This is a genomic window from Brevundimonas sp. DS20, assembly GCF_001310255.1.
Lineage (GTDB): Bacteria > Pseudomonadota > Alphaproteobacteria > Caulobacterales > Caulobacteraceae > Brevundimonas > Brevundimonas aurantiaca.
Window position 1 is genome coordinate 1095614 of the sequence record NZ_CP012897.1, and the last position, 15825, is coordinate 1111438.

At 68.4% G+C, this 15825-nt stretch carries 18 protein-coding genes; 12 read left to right on the forward strand and 6 right to left on the reverse strand.

Annotation, left to right across the window (positions count from 1 at the left end; genetic code table 11):
• The first annotated feature begins 95 nt into the window (after positions 1 to 95).
• The gene (locus JL11_RS05280) at positions 96 to 701 is read left to right on the forward strand and encodes a sigma-70 family RNA polymerase sigma factor (RefSeq protein ID WP_054764735.1); all 606 of its coding nucleotides are present in this window, start codon (positions 96 to 98) and stop codon (positions 699 to 701) included.
• On the forward strand, positions 698 to 1336 hold the full coding sequence (gene chrR, locus JL11_RS05285; protein ID WP_054764736.1) for a cadmium/peroxide/UV radiation responsive anti-sigma factor ChrR: 639 nt from the start codon (positions 698 to 700) through the stop codon (positions 1334 to 1336). Before JL11_RS05280 ends, chrR begins: the two co-directional genes overlap by 4 nt.
• Before the next feature lie 67 nt (positions 1337 to 1403).
• Here the strand turns inward: chrR and JL11_RS05290 are convergent, their stop codons facing one another.
• Positions 1404 to 1796, reverse strand: a complete 393-nt coding sequence (locus JL11_RS05290; RefSeq protein WP_054764737.1) for a hypothetical protein — start codon at positions 1794 to 1796, stop codon at positions 1404 to 1406.
• Positions 1797 to 2077: 281 nt separating this feature from the next.
• Between JL11_RS05290 and JL11_RS05295 the strand changes: the two genes are divergently transcribed.
• The 5 genes from JL11_RS05295 (at position 2078) to JL11_RS05315 (ending at position 6337) form a co-directional block, all read left to right on the forward strand.
• Entirely contained in the window at positions 2078 to 2425 is a 348-nt protein-coding gene (locus JL11_RS05295; RefSeq protein WP_054764738.1) for a hypothetical protein, read from the forward strand.
• A gap of 2 nt (positions 2426 to 2427) precedes the next feature.
• On the forward strand, positions 2428 to 3108 hold the full coding sequence (locus tag JL11_RS05300) for a response regulator transcription factor (protein ID WP_054764739.1): 681 nt from the start codon (positions 2428 to 2430) through the stop codon (positions 3106 to 3108).
• Positions 3109 to 3118: 10 nt separating this feature from the next.
• Positions 3119 to 4546: a sensor histidine kinase gene (locus JL11_RS05305; RefSeq protein WP_054764740.1), complete on the forward strand. Its 1428-nt coding sequence runs from the start codon at positions 3119 to 3121 to the stop codon at positions 4544 to 4546.
• A gap of 69 nt (positions 4547 to 4615) precedes the next feature.
• Positions 4616 to 5527, forward strand: a complete 912-nt coding sequence (locus tag JL11_RS05310) for a DUF1206 domain-containing protein (RefSeq protein ID WP_082382603.1) — start codon at positions 4616 to 4618, stop codon at positions 5525 to 5527.
• 141 nt (positions 5528 to 5668) lie between these two features.
• Positions 5669 to 6337, forward strand: a complete 669-nt coding sequence (locus JL11_RS05315; RefSeq protein WP_054764741.1) for a DsbA family oxidoreductase — start codon at positions 5669 to 5671, stop codon at positions 6335 to 6337.
• Positions 6338 to 6343: 6 nt separating this feature from the next.
• On the opposite strand, the gene ppk2 is transcribed toward JL11_RS05315, so the two are convergent.
• Positions 6344 to 7093, reverse strand: coding sequence for a polyphosphate kinase 2 (ppk2, locus tag JL11_RS05320; protein ID WP_054764742.1), 750 nt, complete (start codon positions 7091 to 7093; stop codon positions 6344 to 6346).
• A gap of 230 nt (positions 7094 to 7323) precedes the next feature.
• Here ppk2 and JL11_RS05325 point away from each other — a divergent pair, with 230 nt between their 5' ends.
• From JL11_RS05325 to JL11_RS05335, 3 genes are all read left to right on the forward strand, one after another.
• Entirely contained in the window at positions 7324 to 7893 is a 570-nt protein-coding gene (locus JL11_RS05325) for a chemotaxis protein CheD (RefSeq protein ID WP_152949515.1), read from the forward strand.
• Between the two features lie 76 nt (positions 7894 to 7969).
• A complete protein-coding gene (locus tag JL11_RS05330; protein WP_054764743.1) occupies positions 7970 to 8731 on the forward strand; it encodes an extensin-like domain-containing protein in 762 nt (253 codons plus the stop codon).
• A gap of 196 nt (positions 8732 to 8927) precedes the next feature.
• Positions 8928 to 9131, forward strand: coding sequence for a cold-shock protein (locus JL11_RS05335; RefSeq protein WP_008264090.1), 204 nt, complete (start codon positions 8928 to 8930; stop codon positions 9129 to 9131).
• 110 nt (positions 9132 to 9241) lie between these two features.
• On the opposite strand, the gene JL11_RS05340 is transcribed toward JL11_RS05335, so the two are convergent.
• A complete protein-coding gene (locus JL11_RS05340; protein ID WP_054764744.1) occupies positions 9242 to 11431 on the reverse strand; it encodes a histidine kinase dimerization/phosphoacceptor domain -containing protein in 2190 nt (729 codons plus the stop codon).
• A 235-nt stretch (positions 11432 to 11666) separates the two neighbouring features.
• Between JL11_RS05340 and JL11_RS05345 the strand changes: the two genes are divergently transcribed.
• Complete coding sequence (locus JL11_RS05345) at positions 11667 to 12443, forward strand: transglutaminase-like domain-containing protein (RefSeq protein WP_054764745.1); 777 nt, start codon at positions 11667 to 11669, stop codon at positions 12441 to 12443.
• Between the two features lie 14 nt (positions 12444 to 12457).
• Here the strand turns inward: JL11_RS05345 and JL11_RS05350 are convergent, their stop codons facing one another.
• Together JL11_RS05350 and rpmB are read right to left on the reverse strand one after the other, a co-directional pair.
• The gene (locus JL11_RS05350) at positions 12458 to 14230 is read right to left on the reverse strand and encodes a M1 family metallopeptidase (protein WP_054764746.1); all 1773 of its coding nucleotides are present in this window, start codon (positions 14228 to 14230) and stop codon (positions 12458 to 12460) included.
• Positions 14231 to 14339: 109 nt separating this feature from the next.
• Positions 14340 to 14636: a 50S ribosomal protein L28 gene (gene rpmB, locus JL11_RS05355; protein ID WP_054764747.1), complete on the reverse strand. Its 297-nt coding sequence runs from the start codon at positions 14634 to 14636 to the stop codon at positions 14340 to 14342.
• A 275-nt stretch (positions 14637 to 14911) separates the two neighbouring features.
• Between rpmB and JL11_RS05360 the strand changes: the two genes are divergently transcribed.
• The gene (locus JL11_RS05360) at positions 14912 to 15373 is read left to right on the forward strand and encodes a DUF3617 domain-containing protein (RefSeq protein WP_228185138.1); all 462 of its coding nucleotides are present in this window, start codon (positions 14912 to 14914) and stop codon (positions 15371 to 15373) included.
• 3 nt (positions 15374 to 15376) lie between these two features.
• On the opposite strand, the gene JL11_RS05365 is transcribed toward JL11_RS05360, so the two are convergent.
• Positions 15377 to 15757, reverse strand: coding sequence for a hypothetical protein (locus JL11_RS05365; protein WP_224764379.1), 381 nt, complete (start codon positions 15755 to 15757; stop codon positions 15377 to 15379).
• Positions 15758 to 15825 lie beyond the last annotated feature (68 nt).

Here is a 15825-nt window from a genome sequence, read left to right on the forward strand (position 1 = left end):
GTTTCCAGAAGGGCGGATGTTTGCGACGATACGCCGCCCGCTCTGCGGCGGATCACGAAATGATCCAGACTTCGACCTGAACCGTATTAGGGTCGATGCATGAGCAGATTTCCATCCTTCGGCCGATTCGGACGCCCGTGATCCCGGCGGGCGACGATTTCGACCGCCTGATCGAGGCGGTGGCGATGCGACGCGATCGGGACGCCTTCGCGCGCCTGTTCGACCATTTCGCCCCGCGGCTGAAGGCCTATCTGATGAAGGCGGGGGCCACGGCCGGCGCGGCCGAGGACTTCGCCCAGGACGCCATGCTGACCGTCTGGCGCAAGGCCGAGCTGTTCGACCGCACCAAGGCCCATGCCGCGACCTGGATCTTCACCATCGCCCGCAACCGGCGGCTGGACGTGCTGCGCCAGGACGCGCGGCGTCTGCCCCTGCCCGAGATCGACCTGGTTCAGGACGAGCCGGAACAGCCCGACACGGTCGTTCTGGCCGCCGAAAACGCCGCCCGGCTGAAGGCCGCCATGGCGCGGCTTTCGCCCGATCAGATCGAGGTGCTGCGCCTGGCCTTCTTTCAGGACAACCCCCATTCCGAAATCGCCCGGCGGCTGGAACTGCCGCTGGGCACGGTGAAGTCGCGTATTCGCAAGGCCATGATCAAGCTGAGAACCCTGCTGGACGACGAACAGGGAGGGGTGGCGTGACCGGCGTGCACAATCCCTCCGAAGAGCGGCTGTTGGCCTATGCGGCCGGGACCCTGAGCCCGCCCGAGGCGGTGGTGGTCGCCGCCCATCTGGCGATGCGGCCCCAGAACGAGGCCTGGGTCAGGACGCTTCAGGCCGTAGGCGGCCGTCTGCTGGACGAGCTGGAGCCTCAGGCCCTGGCCGAGGACGCCCTGGCGCGGGTGATGGCGCGGGCCGAAACAGACGCCGGAGAGGTTCTGGCCTCCACCCCGCTGAACGACATGGCCGGCCTGCCCGAGCCGTTGCGCCGCTACGCCCTGGGGCCGTGGCGCTGGCTGGGACCGGGCATGCGCGCGCGCGACGTCCATGCGCCGCGCGACGGCGATTGCCGCGTCATCCTGCTGGAGATCGGGCCGGGGCGGGAGACGCCCAAACACACCCACGGCGGGATCGAGCTGACCTGCGTCATCCACGGCGCCTACGCCACCGAGACGGCGGTGTTCGAGCCGGGCGATTTCGAAGAGGCGGACGGCGAGGTGCTGCACCAGCCGCGCGTGGTCTCGCCCGACCCCTGCCTGTGCGTGGTGGCCCTGGACGGCCAGATCCAGCTGGACGGCTGGCTGGGCAAGCTGATGCAGCCCTTCATCAAACTGTAGGCGCACAAGGAAAGACGCCCGGTCCGCAGGGACCGGGCGTCTTGGTTTTCAGGCCGGGAGAGGGCGATCAGCCGCGACGATTGTCCCAGTCGCGGCGCTCATAGCGGACCTGGGCCGCCAGGCGATCCAGGCGGCGGTCCAGATCGGCGCGCTCCCAACCGCTGAGGCCGCCCCGGCGGTAGCCGGCTTCCAGACGCTGGACGCTGTTGAGTTCGGCGCGCAGACGGCCGGCTTCGCGGCGGCTCAGCTGGCCGGTGCGGAGGCCCTGGTCGATGCGGCGGTCGAGTTGGTCGATGCGGACGTTGACCGAGGGGCCGTAGCCGTAGCCGGCGGGCTGGGCGTGATGCGGACGACCATGAGGGCCGTAGGATTGGCCATAAGACTGGGCGGCGGCGGGCAGGGCGGCCGAGGCCGCGGCGGCCAGGACCAGGGCGGGGATGAGGGCTTTCTTGTTCAGCATCGGATCAATCCTTGCGTTGGGGACGCTCCGAGGGGGAGCGCCGATGAAGCCAAGAGACCACGCCCCGCCTGAGCCCGATCTGAACGGCGCGTTTCAGGCGCCGTTCATCTGTTCGCCCCCGTTGTTCGCCCCCGTCAAACGAGCGAACGGGGCGCACTCCGCTGTCTTTGGCGCGGGCCGTCTTTGGTGTAAGGGCGGTTGACGGGGATTTTCATCAGTCTGGCCCCTTTCCGACACCCTTGTTCAGCGGCTGTTCAGAGCCGTCCGCCTAGAACCGCCCCATGACCCGCACCCGCGCCCTTCTCATCGCCGCCGTCCTGGCCCTGGTCCCTGCGACCCTGGTTCCCGCGACCCAGGTCTCGGCCCAGTCGCGCGAGGCGTCGCGGGATCAGGATCGCGAGGCCGCCCAGGACCGTCGGGGTCCGCCCCCGCGCGACAGCCGGGCCATGGACGCGCCCCGCGCCGACCTGGGGGCCGTGGTGCGCCGGGTCGGCGCCGGTCGCGAGGGCCGGATGCTGGGCGTCAGCCCGCGCGGCGACACGGTGGTGGTGCGCTGGGAATATCCCGGCGGCCGGGTGGCGGATATTCGCGTGGACGCCCGTTCGGGCCGCGTGATGGGAGAAGACTGAAGATGCGTGTCCTGCTGGTCGAAGACGACGCCGATCTGTCGCGGCAGCTGAAGGGCGCCCTGGCCGACGCCGGCTATGCGGTGGATCACGCCGCCGACGGCGAGGAGGCCTGGTTCCTGGGCGACACCGAACCCTATGACGTCATCGTTCTGGACCTGGGCCTGCCCAAGATCGACGGGGTGTCGGTGCTGGAGCGCTGGCGGCGCGAAGGCAAGGCCACGCCGGTCCTGATCCTGACGGCGCGCGGCGCCTGGTCGGACAAGGTGTCGGGCTTCGACGCGGGGGCCGACGACTATCTGACCAAACCCTTCCATACGGAGGAGCTGCTGGCCCGGCTGCGGGCCCTGCTGCGCCGTTCGGCGGGCATCGCCTCGGCGACCCTGTCGTGCGGGGGGCTGCGGCTGGACCCGCGCGCGGCCCGCGCCAACGTCAACGGCGAGCCGCTGCGCCTGACCTCGCTGGAGTACCGGCTGCTGCACTATATGATGATGCATCAGGGCCGGGTGATCAGCCGCACCGAACTGGTCGAACATCTGTACGATCAGGATTTCGATCGGGATTCCAACACCATCGAGGTCTTCATCGGCCGACTGCGCAAGAAGATCGGCTCGGACCGGATCGAGACGGTTCGGGGTCTGGGCTATCGGCTGGCCCCCCTGGCGGGCGAGTCCGAGGCGGCGTGACCCTGAATCGATGAACCGGGACGGGGGGACGAGGCGCGCCGGCTGGGGCCGATGGTTCGGCCGGCCGGGGCGGTCGCTGACGCGGCGGCTGATCTGGCTGGCCTCCGGCTGGATCCTGCTGGCTCTGGTCGCCACGGGCCTGGTCCTGACCAATCAGTTCAAGGAATCGGCTCTGCGCCGCCTGGGCAACGTCCTGGCCGAGACGACCGACGAACTGGTGGTGCGGACCGTCACCGCCAGCGGAACGGTGATGACGCCCCAGATCATGGACGCCCCGACCTTGCGGGTCTTTTCCGGCAAATACTGGATGACGGCCGAGCCGACCCTGGCGGGGAGCTTGCGCATCCTGACCCGGTCGGACTCCCTGTACGGCGAAGACCTGGTCGCGCCGCCGGATCTGCCGGCGCGGCTGGACGACGCCTATGGCCAGACCATCACCTATAACGCCGTCGGTCCGGCGGGCGAGCCGCTTCGGATCGCCGCCAGCATGAAGTCCCTGCCGGGGCGGGCCGCGCCGGTGGTCTTCTTCGTCGGGATCGACCGTTCCAATGTCGAGGCGGATGCGCGCCAGTTCGCCACCGTCACCTGGGTCGCCCTGTTGCTGCTGGGTTTCGGCCTGGTCTCGGCGGTCTTCATCCAGGTCCAGGTGGGCCTGCGGCCCCTCTATGATCTGAGGAATGAGATCGCGGCGGTCCGCAAGGGCCAGGCGGCCCGGATCGAACGCGCCTATCCGCTGGAGATCCAACCCCTGGCCGAACAGGTCAACAATCTGCTGGACCACAATCAGGAGGTCGTGGACCGTCAGCGCACCCATGTCGGCAACCTGGCACACGCGCTGAAGACGCCCATCTCCGTCATGCTGGCCGAGGCCGGGACGACGCAAGGGGCCCTGCCGGAACTGGTGCGTCGCCAGACCCAGATCATGCAGGGCCAGGTCGATCACCATCTGCGCCGCGCCCGCGCCGCCGCCCGCGCCGCCCACGGCCTGGGCGAGACCACGCCCGTGCCCGAGGTGCTGGACGAGCTGGCGGTGATGATCGAACAGGTGTTCCGCGACAAGGGGGTCGAGATCGACTGGCGCGCGCCCGACGACCTGGCCTTTCTGGGCGAACGCCAGGATCTGCAGGAGATTCTGGGCAATCTGATCGAGAATGCGGCCAAGTTCTCGCGGCGGCGGGTGCGGGTCTCGGCCGGGGGCAACGGCCTGGGCCAGATGATCGTCGTGGTCGAGGACGACGGACCGGGCCTGCCGGCCGATCAGCGCGAGGCGGTGATGAAGCGCGGCGCCCGGCTGGACGAAAGCGCGCCCGGATCGGGCCTGGGTCTGTCGATCGTAGAAGACCTGACCCGCGCCTATGGCGGGCGGCTGACGCTCGGCGACAGCGACATGGGCGGGCTGAAGGCGGTGCTGGAGCTTCCCGCCGCCCACGGAGCCTGAGGCGGCGGGCGGGGCGGGAGCCATAGGCGGCCGGGCACGTTGAACGGCTCCGCCTCTTCAGGAACCCGCATGGCCGTCGCCCGCCTTCGTCACGCCGCCGCCGCCCTGGGACGAACCGTGCGTGATCGGATTCCGGTCGCGCGCCGGACGCCGCCGCTTCATGTCCTGGTCGAGCAGGCGGCGCGGATCGGCTATGGGGCGCGGGGCTTCGTCTATCTGTCGGCCGGCGCCCTGACCCTGCTGGCGGCCCTGGACCGGATCGGCGATGCGGTCGGCACGGGCGGGGCGGCGGGCTGGCTGGCGGAACAGCCCTTCGGTCGGGTCTGGCTGGTGGCCCTGGGGCTGGGATTGTGGGCCTTCGTCGGCTGGCGCGTCCTGCAGGCCGTCTTCGATGCGGACCATGCGGGGCGCGATCTGAAGGGCTGGGCGACGCGGGCGGGCCAGGCGGCCAGCGGCCTGTTCTACGGCCTGCTGGCGGCGGGGGTGTTCGAATATCTGGACGAGGCGGGCGGCGCGACCAGCCAGGCGGCGGACCAGGCCGAAAGCATCGCCGAAAACCAGGAGAAGGCGGCCATGGTCCTGGACCTGCCGTTCGGCGACCTGCTGCTTATGTCGGCGGGGCTGGTGGTGCTGGGGGTCGGGATCGGCAACATCGTGCGGGCCTTCCGCGACGACTTCGACGCCGCCCTGGCCTGTCCCGACGGCCTGCGCCGTCCGGCCTCGATCCTGGCGCGGATCGGCTATGGGGCGCGGGGCTTCGCCTATCTGCCGCTGGGGATCTTCGTCGTTCTGGCCGGTCTGCACACCCGATCGGGCGAGGTCACCAATACGGCGGCCGCCCTGGAGACGCTGGAAAGCCAGCCCGGCGGCTCATGGATCCTGGGGCTGACGGCTGTGGGTCTGATGGCCTTCGGCGCCTTCGCCTTCGTCGAGGCCCGCTGGCGACGGATCCGTCCGCCGCGCGATCTGAAACTGGGGTGAGTGAAGCGCGCGGGTGCGGGTGAACAAGCGGTGCGCGGGGTCTGCGGCGGCAGACCCGCCCTGCTCACCTCCTGCTCACTGGCGCCAGGGCAGCGGCCCTCCCATATGATCCGAAACCAAGGCTGTTTCAGAAGGCGCGCCATGTCCCAAACCGCTTCCAAGACCCTGAAGATCGACTTCGTCTCCGACGTGGTCTGCCCCTGGTGCGTGGTGGGGCTGGGCGGCCTGGAGGCGGCGCTGGACCGGCTGAAGGATGAAGGCGTCCAGGCCGACATCACCTTCCATCCGTTCGAGCTGAACCCGCAGATGGCGCCGGAGGGCGAGAACATCGTCGAACACATCGGCCGCAAATACGGGGCGAGCCCGGAACAGTCGGCCGCCAACCGCGCCATGATCCGCGAGCGGGCAGGGGAGGTCGGCTTCGACATGCGGATGACCGATGAGAGCCGCATCTGGAACACCTTCGACGCCCACCGGCTGTTGCACTGGGCCCACGAGACCGCGCCTGAAAAGCAGAAGGCGCTGAAACAGGCCCTGTTTACCGCCCATTTCACCGAAAACCGCAACCTGACCGACGCCGGGGTTCTGACGGCCGCCGCCGAGGCGGCAGGGCTCGACCGGGCCGAGGCGGGCGAGGTCCTGGCGTCGGGCCGCTACGCCCAGGCGGTGCGCGCCGAGGAGGATCTGTGGCGGTCGCGGGGGATCAACTCGGTCCCGGCCGTGGTGGTCGAGAACAAATATATGATCAGCGGCGGCCAGCCCGCCGAGGTGTTCGAACAGGCCCTGCGCCAGATCGCCGGCGAAGCCTGACCTCTTTTAGCGCGCCAGCCGGCCCTTGGCTTCGGCGACGGTCAAGACCACTTCGTCGTCCGGTGCGGCGATCTCCTCGCCGCAATGGTCCAGCACCTTCAATATGTGCCGGATCAGGTTCAGCCGGGCGGTCTTCTTGTCGTCGGTGGCGATGACGGTCCAGGGGGCGTAGGCGCGGTCGGTCTCGTCCAGCATCCGGTCGCGGGCGGCGGAATAGGCGTCGAACCGGGCCTCGGCCTCGGCGTCCAGGGACGACAGTTTGAACTGTTTCAGCGGATCGACCCGGCGCTCCTTCAGCCGCTGGGCCTGCTCCTTGCGCGAAATGTCGAGCCAGATCTTGATCAGAATGATCCCGTCCTCGGTCAGCATTCGCTCGAACCGGGGGGCGTCCTTCAGGAACTGGGCGTATTGTTCCGGGGTGCAATAGCCCATGACCGGCTCCACCCCGGCGCGATTGTACCAGGAGCGGTTGAAGATGACCGTCTCGCCCGCCGCCGGCAGATGCGGGACATAGCGCTGGAAATACCACTGGGTGGTTTCGCGATCGCTGGGCTTGGGCAGGGCGACCACGCGGGTCTGGCGCGGCGACATATGTTCAGTCAGCCGTTTGATGGCGCCGTCCTTGCCCGCCGTGTCGCGCCCTTCCAGCACGATCACCACGCGCAGCCCATGTTCGATCGTCCAGGCCTGGGTCTTCACAATGGCGAGCTGGAGCCGTTCCAGCTCGGCGTCATAGGCGTCGGTCTTTTTTCCCATCGGGGCATGGTGAAGGGTCCGGCGCGTCGGGACAAGCGGAGCCTTAATGAGGGTGTCGCCGATTACGGCTGTATACTTAGGAAGACAACCGTCGGCTACATGGTAGGCGGCCAATTGTCTATGCAATTCCAGCAATTTAACTTGAAAATAAGGAGCAATACCGACCTATCCTATACTGTTTATACACCCAGAGCGCTCATGGTCGGCGGATCAGTCAAACGGGTTCGCAGATGTTGATCGGCAATTTCTCAGTGGTGAACAGGGACCCCCTCGGGAAGGGGCGTCGGTTCTCCCTGGGACAGGGCGAATACGGGGTGTCGGACGAGTCGGATCTGGCCCTGACCACGGTCCTGGGCTCGTGCGTGGCCGCCTGCATCCATGATCCGGTCGCCGGCGTGGGCGGGATGAACCATTTCGTGCTGGCCCGCCGCAACCGCGGCGCCAGCGGCGATCCGGCCCGCTACGGCGACCATCTGATGCCGCTTTTGATCGAGGGGCTGTTGCAGGCCGGGGCGAAGCTGAACCGGCTGGAGGCCCAGGTGTTCGGCGGCGCCAGCCCCGGCAATTTCGTCAACTCCATCGGTCAGGACAATCTCGCCTTCGCCTGCGGCTTTCTGGAAGAACTGGGCGTGCCCGTCGGCGTGGGTGAACAGAGCGGCCCGGCGGGATGCCGGATCGTGTTCTGGCCCGCCAGCGGCCATGTGACGCACAAGCCCCTGACGCGCGTCAAAGAGACCAAGGTGCGGCGCATTATCCTGCCGCTTGTGAAACCGCTGAACCTGACGCCGGCCGCCGCCTGAGACTCCCTCGGCGTTGAACGCGCGCGCCCCGCTCGCGTTTGCCAGCGGGGCCGTTGGCGGTCCATGCTGGGGCCTCATGAAGCGCGACTTCGCCGATTTCTGGAATCTGATGTGGGAGGTCGGGCTGTTGGCCTGCGCCGCCTTCGCCCTGCTGAACGCCTATGCGCCGCCGCAGGATCTGCCCTGGAAACCGCTGGACTTGAACCAGCCGGTCGGGCGGGCGACGGCGGCCAAGGTGGCGGACTTCGACCTTTCCCCCACCGCCGCGCCTGAAGAGGTGCAGGGCGCGACCGAGGCCTGTATGCAGGTGCTGCGTGAGGCGGGGGTCGAGGTCGAACGGGCCGCCGATCGCGACGACGGCGGCTTCTGCGTCGTGCGCGGCGCCGTTCGGATCACCGGGGGCGCGGTGACGCCCCTGGCCCCGGCCGATGTGGTGATGCAGTGCCCCCTGGCCGTGCGCTACGTCATCTGGGACCGTCAGGTGCTGCAGCCCGCCGCCCGCGACATCCTGGGCTCGGCCCCGGCCCGGGTCGAAAACTATGGGACCTATTCCTGCCGCCGCATCTACGGCTCTCAGGACGTCAGCGAACGGCCCAGCGAACACGCCCGCGCCAACGCCCTGGACGTCGCGGGCGTGACCCTGGCGGACGGGCGCACCGTGACCGTGCTGGACGACTGGCGCGGCGAGGGGCGGGCGGGACCGGCGGGGTCTCGCTTCCTGCACGCCCTGCGTGACGGCGCCTGCGGCCTGTTCGCCACGGTCCTGACGCCCGACTATAACGCCGCCCACGAGAACCATCTGCACCTCGACGCCGCCGACCGGGGCGTCTGCCGTTAAGCGCGATAGGCGAAAAGGCCCGCCGCTTTGCTGTTGACCGTCTGGAAAAGCCGGGTGACAACAGAGGCGCAGTCCGGATTTTGCGTGGGGTCCACACCCGCGTCTCGCTCCTTCGCCTGAACGAGCTGTCCAGATGGATTGTCGGGTCCTCCCGAGGGAGATCCGCCTGGAAAAGCGCGTTTACGGAGACGCAGACATGGCGACCGGTACGGTCAAGTGGTTCAACCCCACCAAGGGCTATGGTTTCATCCAGCCCGACAGCGGCGGCTCTGACGTGTTCGTTCACGTCACCGCCGTTCAGAAGGCCGGCCTTCAGGGCCTCGATGAAAACGCCAAGGTCGAATACGAGCTGGAAAATCAGCGCGGCAAGACCTCGGCCATCGACCTGAAGCTGCTTTAAGTCGAAGAATGGAAACGGGCGCGGAGATGATCTCCGCGCCCGTTTTTCCTGTTGACTGCGGCCTTCGCCGCGAAGCTTGTTTGACGCGGCGTCCGCCGCAGGGCCTGGCTTCAGGCCGGCGCCTCGATGCGCGTGCGCAGGGCGACCTCCAGTCCCGGCTTCTGATCGCGATAGTCGATCTGACCGCCAAGCTGGGCCACCAGACTGCCGATCATCATCGAACCGAAGCCCTTGCCGGCCTTGTGGCCGCCCTTGCCGTCGTCGGACACCACCAGACGCAGGCTGTCGTCCGCCTCGGTCAGGCCGATGCGCAGCGGACCCGGCGCCCCGTCATAGGCGTATTTCTGAGCATTGATGATCAGTTCGGTCAGGATCAGGCCGATGGTCACCGCCCGGTCGGCCCCGACGCAGACCGGCGCCAGATCGGTCTCGATCGCCGAGACCCATTCCGGCCCCATGCTTGAGCCCAGATCCTCGACCAGTTCGCCGATATAGCGCGACAGGTCGATGGCCGCGTCATGATCCCCGCGATAGAGGCGGGTGTGGACGGTCGAGACGGCCCGCACTCTGCGCCGCGCCTCCTGCAAGGCGACCTTGGCCGGGCCGTCGCCCAGGTCGCGGGCCTGAAGTCCCAGGAAGCTGGACACCAGGGTCAGGCTGTTCTGGACCCGGTGATTGACCTCGCGCATCAGGAACTCCTGCTGCTCCAGCCGCAGGTCGCGCTCGGACAGGCGGGCCTGAAGCGACTGGTTCAGGCTGCGAAGCTGGGTGACGGAGGTGAAGTCCGACAGGGCGTCGCGCAGGCGGGCGGCGGATTCGACGGCGGCGGCGCCCCAGCGGCGGGCGCGGCCCGACACGGTCTCGCGCCATTCGGCGAAGGAGGCGCGGGGCGTCAGGGCGCCGCCCCCGTCCGTCGATTTGACGGCGGTCGAGGGATCGCCGGCCCAGCGCACCGTCTCCAGAATCTCGGCGCGGAACCATAGCAGGCTGAGCGGCTGCGGCCCCGGCAGGCGCACGGCCAGAAGGCCGCTGGCGTGGGTCCGCCAGGCCTCGGCCTCGGGCAGGAGGGTGGACAGGGCGTTGGTGGCGACCGGACGAAGCCCCGGCTGCGCCTCCAGCCAGTCCGCGATCTGACGCTGGGCCTCCGGCGGCGGGACATGGCCGAACCCCTCGATCCGGTCGCCCTGGACGATCGCCACGCCGTCGGCGCCGACCAGGTCCTTCAGCGCGCCCGCCTGATCCCCCAGGCCCGAGGCCAGGTCGCGGTCGCGCGACAGACCGATGATCAGCTCATCCTCCAGCCGACGCAGCCGGACCCGTTCGCGATACAGTTCGGCGTCCGCCTTGGTCTTCAGCTGGCGGGCCAGGGTGCGGGCCAGGGTGGTGCAGGCCACGCGCAGTTCATAGGACAGCAGCAGGGGCGTGCTGCTGTGGCAGGCGACCAGGCCCCACAGAACATCATCGACGATGATGGAGACCGAGGCCGAGGCCCGCACCCCCATATTGTGCAGATACTGGATATGGATCGGCGACACGGAGCGCAGGCCGCTGTCGCTCATGTCCAGCGGAGGCTCGTCCGGATACGGCGGCCGCAGCGGCTGGGGCGTGTAGCGGGTGTCGGGAATGACCCGCACCGGATTGCGCAGATAAAGGGCCCGCGCCTGGCGGGGAATGTCGGTCGCCGGGAAATGGTGGTTCAGGAAGGAGGTCGCCTCGCCCGCGCGCGATTCCGCCACCACCTGGCCCGCCTCGTCGTCCAGGAAGCGATAGATCATGACCCGCTCAAAGCCGGTCAGGCTTCGGAAGGCGTCGGCGGCGCGTTCGCAGACGCCTTGGACCGTGGCGCTGCGTTCGAGAGCCGCGCCGGCCGTATCGAGCCGGGTGATCAGTTCGACGCCCAGCCGGGCCTGTTGCGAGCTCTGCTCGACCTCGACCACCATTCGAAGGGCGGAGGCGGCCTCCGTCCCGGCCGCCTTTGCGGCGGGCGCATAATAGACGACGACGTCGTATTCCAGCCGGTTGGTCGCCCGCCAACGGCCGGCGAAGCCCGCCTCGCGGATGGCCGCCATGTCGCGCAGACGACGCCCCACCACCTCGCCCAGCAGGTCGGCGATCGGCAGGCCGATCCAGCGGGTCTGGCCGGTCAGATCCTCGATCGCCCCGGCCCCCTGTTCCAGGGTCAGGGCGTCCAGGTTCAGCACCAGCAGCAGGCCGTGGCCCTGGATCGCCTGGGGGATGTGGATCGGCTCCCGGTCGCAGTCGTTCAGGGCGATCTGGGCGCGGACGTCGTAGTCCGTCATGATTTCGTCTTCCCGTTGCGGCGGGTTCGCTCCCAGCGGAAGGCCGCAGGTCCGACCTGCGAGGCAGACGGCAGGTCAGATAGGGAGAGGTCCATAGGGCTCACACCGTAACACATTGGCGAGGCTTGTCTATTTAAGCCTTCCGTGTACGGCGGCGTACAGTCTGGAGGGACTGGACATGGAACGGCCGCAGTCGCATGGCGTTAGCCCCATTCCCTTCCACCGGTCAGACCCCATGAAATTGCGCGTTCGCGCCGAGCTCGTTTACAGCTTTGATCCGCCCACGGACGCCATCTACAAGATCCAGGTCGCCCACTGGCCCGGCCAGGAAATCCTGGAGGAGCGACTGACCTTCGATCCGCCGGTCCAGTTCCAGGAAGACGAGGACGTCGATTTCGGCGCCCGGACCCTGCGCTGCCACGTCCAGGGCGAGGTCAGCCTGGTCTATGAGGCGGTGGTCGACAATGGGGTGTTGAAAGGGCTGCCGCCCAGCGTCTCGCAGCACGACTGGGGCGATCTGCCGGCCGAGGTCCTGCCCTATCTTCAGCCCAGCCGCTATTGCCCGTCCGACCAGTTCGGCCGGTTCGTGACGCGCCAGTTCGGCGAGACGGCGGGCGGGGCGCGGGTTCTGGCCATTCTGAACTGGATCGCCGAGAACATCGACTATGAGCACGGGGTCTCGGACACCGAGACGACGGCGGCCCGCACCTTCATTGATCGGGCGGGCGTGTGCCGCGACTTCACCCATCTGGGCATGACCTTTTGCCGGGCCTCGGGCGTTCCGGCCCGCGCCGTCAGCGCCTTCGCCCATCAGCTGAACCCGCCCGATTTCCACGCGATCTTCGAGGTCTGGCTGGACGGGGGCTGGTGGCTGGTCGATCCGACGGGCCTGGCCCCGGTCGAGGGGCTGGTGCGGATCGCCTGCGGCCGCGACGCCGCCGACATCGCCTTTCTGACCACCCAGGAGCGCTGCCGGATGGTGCGCCAGTCGGTGACGGTGGAGGCGGCTTAGGACGCCATCACACTCTAGGGCTTGGCCGCCGCCCTCTGCTCGGCCTTATAGGCCTGAAGCCGGTCGATGACGTCCATCTGGCGCAGCACCTTGTTCTGCGGGTCGATCAGGACATGGGCGCCGGCCGGGACCGCGATCTCGCCCCGGCCGCCCGTCATGGCCACGGTCCGAACGCGGCCGTCGATCTCGACCTCGACCGGCATGGGGAAGACGCCGCCGTCGCCGGTGGTCCATTGCAGGCTCAGCCGGCCGTCACGCCGGGTCTGGGTCAGGACCGGCAGGGCGGCGTTGTACAGATAGCCGCGGAAGAACCAGCCATAGTCTTCGCCCGTCACCGCATTGACGATCTGCAGATAGTCCTGGGTCGAACGGTACAGGGGCGTAAAGGCGCCGGGGCGAGGATCGTCGGTCCCATAGACCAGCCGCGTCAGGGACCGATGGAAGGCGTCGTCGCCGATCAGCATCCGCAGCGAATGGGCGATCAGCGAACCCTTGGAATAGATGTCGCCGCCGGGACCCACGTCGCCCTTATAGACCTCGTCCTCAGTCTTGGGCGTGCCGGACACCACGGGGTATTTATTGACCAGCCCCTCGCGCTGATTGGCCAGTTCGCGCTGCATGTAGCGGTCGCCCAGCAGCCAGCGGGCGTACAGCGGCTGCATATAGCTGCCCAGTCCTTCGTGCAGCCACATGTCGTCGGCGTTGGCGTTGGTCAGCTGGTTGCCGAACCATTCGTGGGCGAATTCGTGCTGCAGCAGCCAGTCATAGCCCCGGCCGTCGATCTTGTAGCCGTTGCCGTAGGCGTTGATGGTCTGGTGCTCCATGCCCAGGTGCGGGGTCTCGACCACGCCCATCTTCTCGTCGCCGAAGGGGAAGGGGCCGACGTTGGCTTCGAAGAAGTCCAGCATCTGGGGGAATTCGGCGAACAGGGCCTGGACCTTCTCGGGCGCGTCCGACTTCAGATGCCAGTAGTGCAGCGGGATCGTATTGCCGAACCGGCTCTGATACTGGCCGCTGACCTCCTCATAGGGGCCGACGTTCAGGGCGATGGCGTAGGTGTTGGGGGTCTTGGCCGACCAGTTCCAGGTGGTCCAGCCGTCGCCGTGATCGACCTTGCCCAGGAAGCGGCCGTTGGACGGAGCCGACAGGTCGGACGGGACGGTGATGTGCAGATCGACCCGGCCGGGCTCGCCGTGCGGGCTGTCGATACAGGGCCAGAAGATGTCGCAGCCCTCGCCCTGGACGGCCGTGGCGATCCAGGGCTCGCCCGAAGGGGCCGTGGACCAGACGAAGCCGCCGTCCCAGGGCGCGCGCGGGGCGACGCGCGGCTGTCCGGCATAGGCGACCCGCAGGACGACCGACCCGCCCGCCGCCAGGGTCTGGGGCAGTTCGACCGTCAGCCGCCCCTCGGGGTTGGACCAGCGGTCGGCGGCCAGTTCGACCCCGTCGATCTGGACCGAAGAGATGGGCAGCAGCGTATCCAGATCGACCACCAGCCGCTCCAGCGGCGCCTTGGCGGTGAAGCCCAGAACGGCGACGGCGTCGATGGCCTTGTCCTGGGGAATGACCTTGATCGACAGATCGGCCGTGTCGAACCGCATGGCCTGCTGTTCGACGGTCAGGGGCTGGTCGGTCGCCAGGGTGTAGGGGGTCGAATCGCGCACCGGCGTCGCCGCCTGCGTCTCCTGCGCCTGGGCGATCGACGGCGCGACGGTCAGGGCCGACAGGCCCGAAACCGAAAGACCCAGGGCGGCGGCCGAGGCGGCCAGGGTGCGGGCGACAGTCATGCGATTCCCCTCCAGTTGCCTGTCAGGCTTAATCCGGGCTTGGAAGGCGCGCAAAGAAAAAGGCCGGCGTCGCCGCCGGCCCTTTCCAGATCATGATGCGTCGCCCGACTTAGGCGGCGGCTTGCTCGGCCAGCTTGGCGCGGACCTGGCGCTTGATGCGCTGGGCGGCGATCGACAGCTGCTCGTCGCGGGCCTTGACGATGAAGGCGTCCAGGCCGCCCTTATAGTCCAGGGTGCGCAGGGCGGCGTTGGAGATACGCAGCGAGAAGGTCTGACCCAGGGCGTCCGAGGTGACCTTGACCGTCTTCAGCGACGGCAGGAAGCGGCGCTTGGTCTTGATGTTCGAGTGGCTCACGCTGTGGCCGACCATCGGGCCGATACCGGTGAGTTCGCAACGACGCGACATCGTCAGATCCTTAAGGTGCGGCGTCCGGCCCGAAGCGTGGGAGCGGACGCATGAAACAGTTGCGCGCGGGAACCAGCCCGCGCGAGAGGGGGCCGTATAAGGGAAGAGGCGGTCGGGCGTCAAGCCGAGTCTTGAACGCCGAGGCCGGGCGCGCCGGCGGCGGCCGAAATCCAAGCCTGCGGCTGGATGGCGGGGAACAGCCTCGTTCAGCCGTCATTCAAATGACGCGCTCTATACGCCATATCATGAAGACTTCCGCTGAACAGAAGGCCGCCATGTCCCGTCCGTCTCTTAAACTGCTGGCCGCCCTGGCGCCCGTCGCCGCCGGCGCCCTGATGCTGGCCGCTCCGGCCATGGCGCCCGCCCAGACTCCGGCCCAGTCGGAAGTGCTGCCGGGCTATTGGGAATACACCACCAGCGCCCTGGGCCAGAACGAGACCCATCAGAAATGCGTCCGTCCCAGCGAGATCAACCGCTTCTTCGGCGGCCTGTCGACCAACCGCTGGCGCTGCACCTATCCGACCCGGGTGGTCGGCGACGGCCGCGCCCGGTTCGAGGGGACGTGCCAGGACAAGAAGGGGCGGCGGATTCAGGTCCGGCTGAACGGAACCTATGAGGACACCAGCTTCAGCTTCCGCGGCGGCGCCCAGCTGCTGCGCGGCACCCCCTATATTCCGGCCAGCATCACCGCCCGGCGCATCAGCGCCCAGTGCCCCGCCAACGCCGAATATTTCTGACGCTCAGACCGGCTCGGCCCGCGCCACCACATAGGTGTGGGTCTGGTCGCCGGTCGACAGGCTGAGATATTCGCCGGTCTGGATCACTTCGTCGGCCAGGCGGAAGCCGTGGGCGTCGTCCGCCTCGCCGGGTTCGAAGTCCAGGAACCAGCGGTCCGGCGCCGCATGGCGCAGCCGTCCGAAGGCCAGGGTGGCCCCGTGCGAGAAGCGGCGCACCCGGCATTTCTCCGGCGCCTCGCGCCAGACGGCGGCGTCCAGCCGGCGCTCGGCCGTCAGGGGCGCCAGTATGTCATAGCCCATGTCAGGGTCGCCTTCGGGGTGCTGGGGCTCGCGCGCCAGCTCCAGGCGGATGTGGTGAAATCCAAGCGGGGCGGCGTCGGTCATGGTCGGCTCCTTGTCGCCGGCCATCTGAGCGGATGAGGCCGCGCCCCGCCTTGACGTCGGTCAAAACA

Excerpts from the sequence above, each read along its gene's own strand:
- JL11_RS05300 (WP_054764739.1), top strand. The coding sequence starts at position 2,428 with ATGCGTGTCCTGCTGGTCGAAGACGACGCCGATCTGTCGCGGCAGCTG.
- rpmB (WP_054764747.1), bottom strand. The coding sequence starts at position 14,636 with ATGTCGCGTCGTTGCGAACTCACCGGTATCGGCCCGATGGTCGGCCAC.
- JL11_RS05310 (WP_082382603.1), top strand. The coding sequence starts at position 4,616 with ATGGCCGTCGCCCGCCTTCGTCACGCCGCCGCCGCCCTGGGACGAACC.
- JL11_RS05365 (WP_224764379.1), bottom strand. The coding sequence starts at position 15,757 with ATGACCGACGCCGCCCCGCTTGGATTTCACCACATCCGCCTGGAGCTG.
- JL11_RS05305 (WP_054764740.1), top strand. The coding sequence starts at position 3,119 with ATGAACCGGGACGGGGGGACGAGGCGCGCCGGCTGGGGCCGATGGTTC.
- JL11_RS05295 (WP_054764738.1), top strand. The coding sequence starts at position 2,078 with ATGACCCGCACCCGCGCCCTTCTCATCGCCGCCGTCCTGGCCCTGGTC.
- JL11_RS05345 (WP_054764745.1), top strand. The coding sequence starts at position 11,667 with ATGAAATTGCGCGTTCGCGCCGAGCTCGTTTACAGCTTTGATCCGCCC.
- ppk2 (WP_054764742.1), bottom strand. The coding sequence starts at position 7,093 with ATGGGAAAAAAGACCGACGCCTATGACGCCGAGCTGGAACGGCTCCAG.
- JL11_RS05325 (WP_152949515.1), top strand. The coding sequence starts at position 7,324 with ATGTTGATCGGCAATTTCTCAGTGGTGAACAGGGACCCCCTCGGGAAG.
- JL11_RS05360 (WP_228185138.1), top strand. The coding sequence starts at position 14,912 with ATGTCCCGTCCGTCTCTTAAACTGCTGGCCGCCCTGGCGCCCGTCGCC.
- JL11_RS05335 (WP_008264090.1), top strand. The coding sequence starts at position 8,928 with ATGGCGACCGGTACGGTCAAGTGGTTCAACCCCACCAAGGGCTATGGT.
- JL11_RS05290 (WP_054764737.1), bottom strand. The coding sequence starts at position 1,796 with ATGCTGAACAAGAAAGCCCTCATCCCCGCCCTGGTCCTGGCCGCCGCG.
- JL11_RS05280 (WP_054764735.1), top strand. The coding sequence starts at position 96 with ATGCATGAGCAGATTTCCATCCTTCGGCCGATTCGGACGCCCGTGATC.
- JL11_RS05350 (WP_054764746.1), bottom strand. The coding sequence starts at position 14,230 with ATGACTGTCGCCCGCACCCTGGCCGCCTCGGCCGCCGCCCTGGGTCTT.
- JL11_RS05315 (WP_054764741.1), top strand. The coding sequence starts at position 5,669 with ATGTCCCAAACCGCTTCCAAGACCCTGAAGATCGACTTCGTCTCCGAC.
- JL11_RS05330 (WP_054764743.1), top strand. The coding sequence starts at position 7,970 with ATGAAGCGCGACTTCGCCGATTTCTGGAATCTGATGTGGGAGGTCGGG.
- JL11_RS05340 (WP_054764744.1), bottom strand. The coding sequence starts at position 11,431 with ATGACGGACTACGACGTCCGCGCCCAGATCGCCCTGAACGACTGCGAC.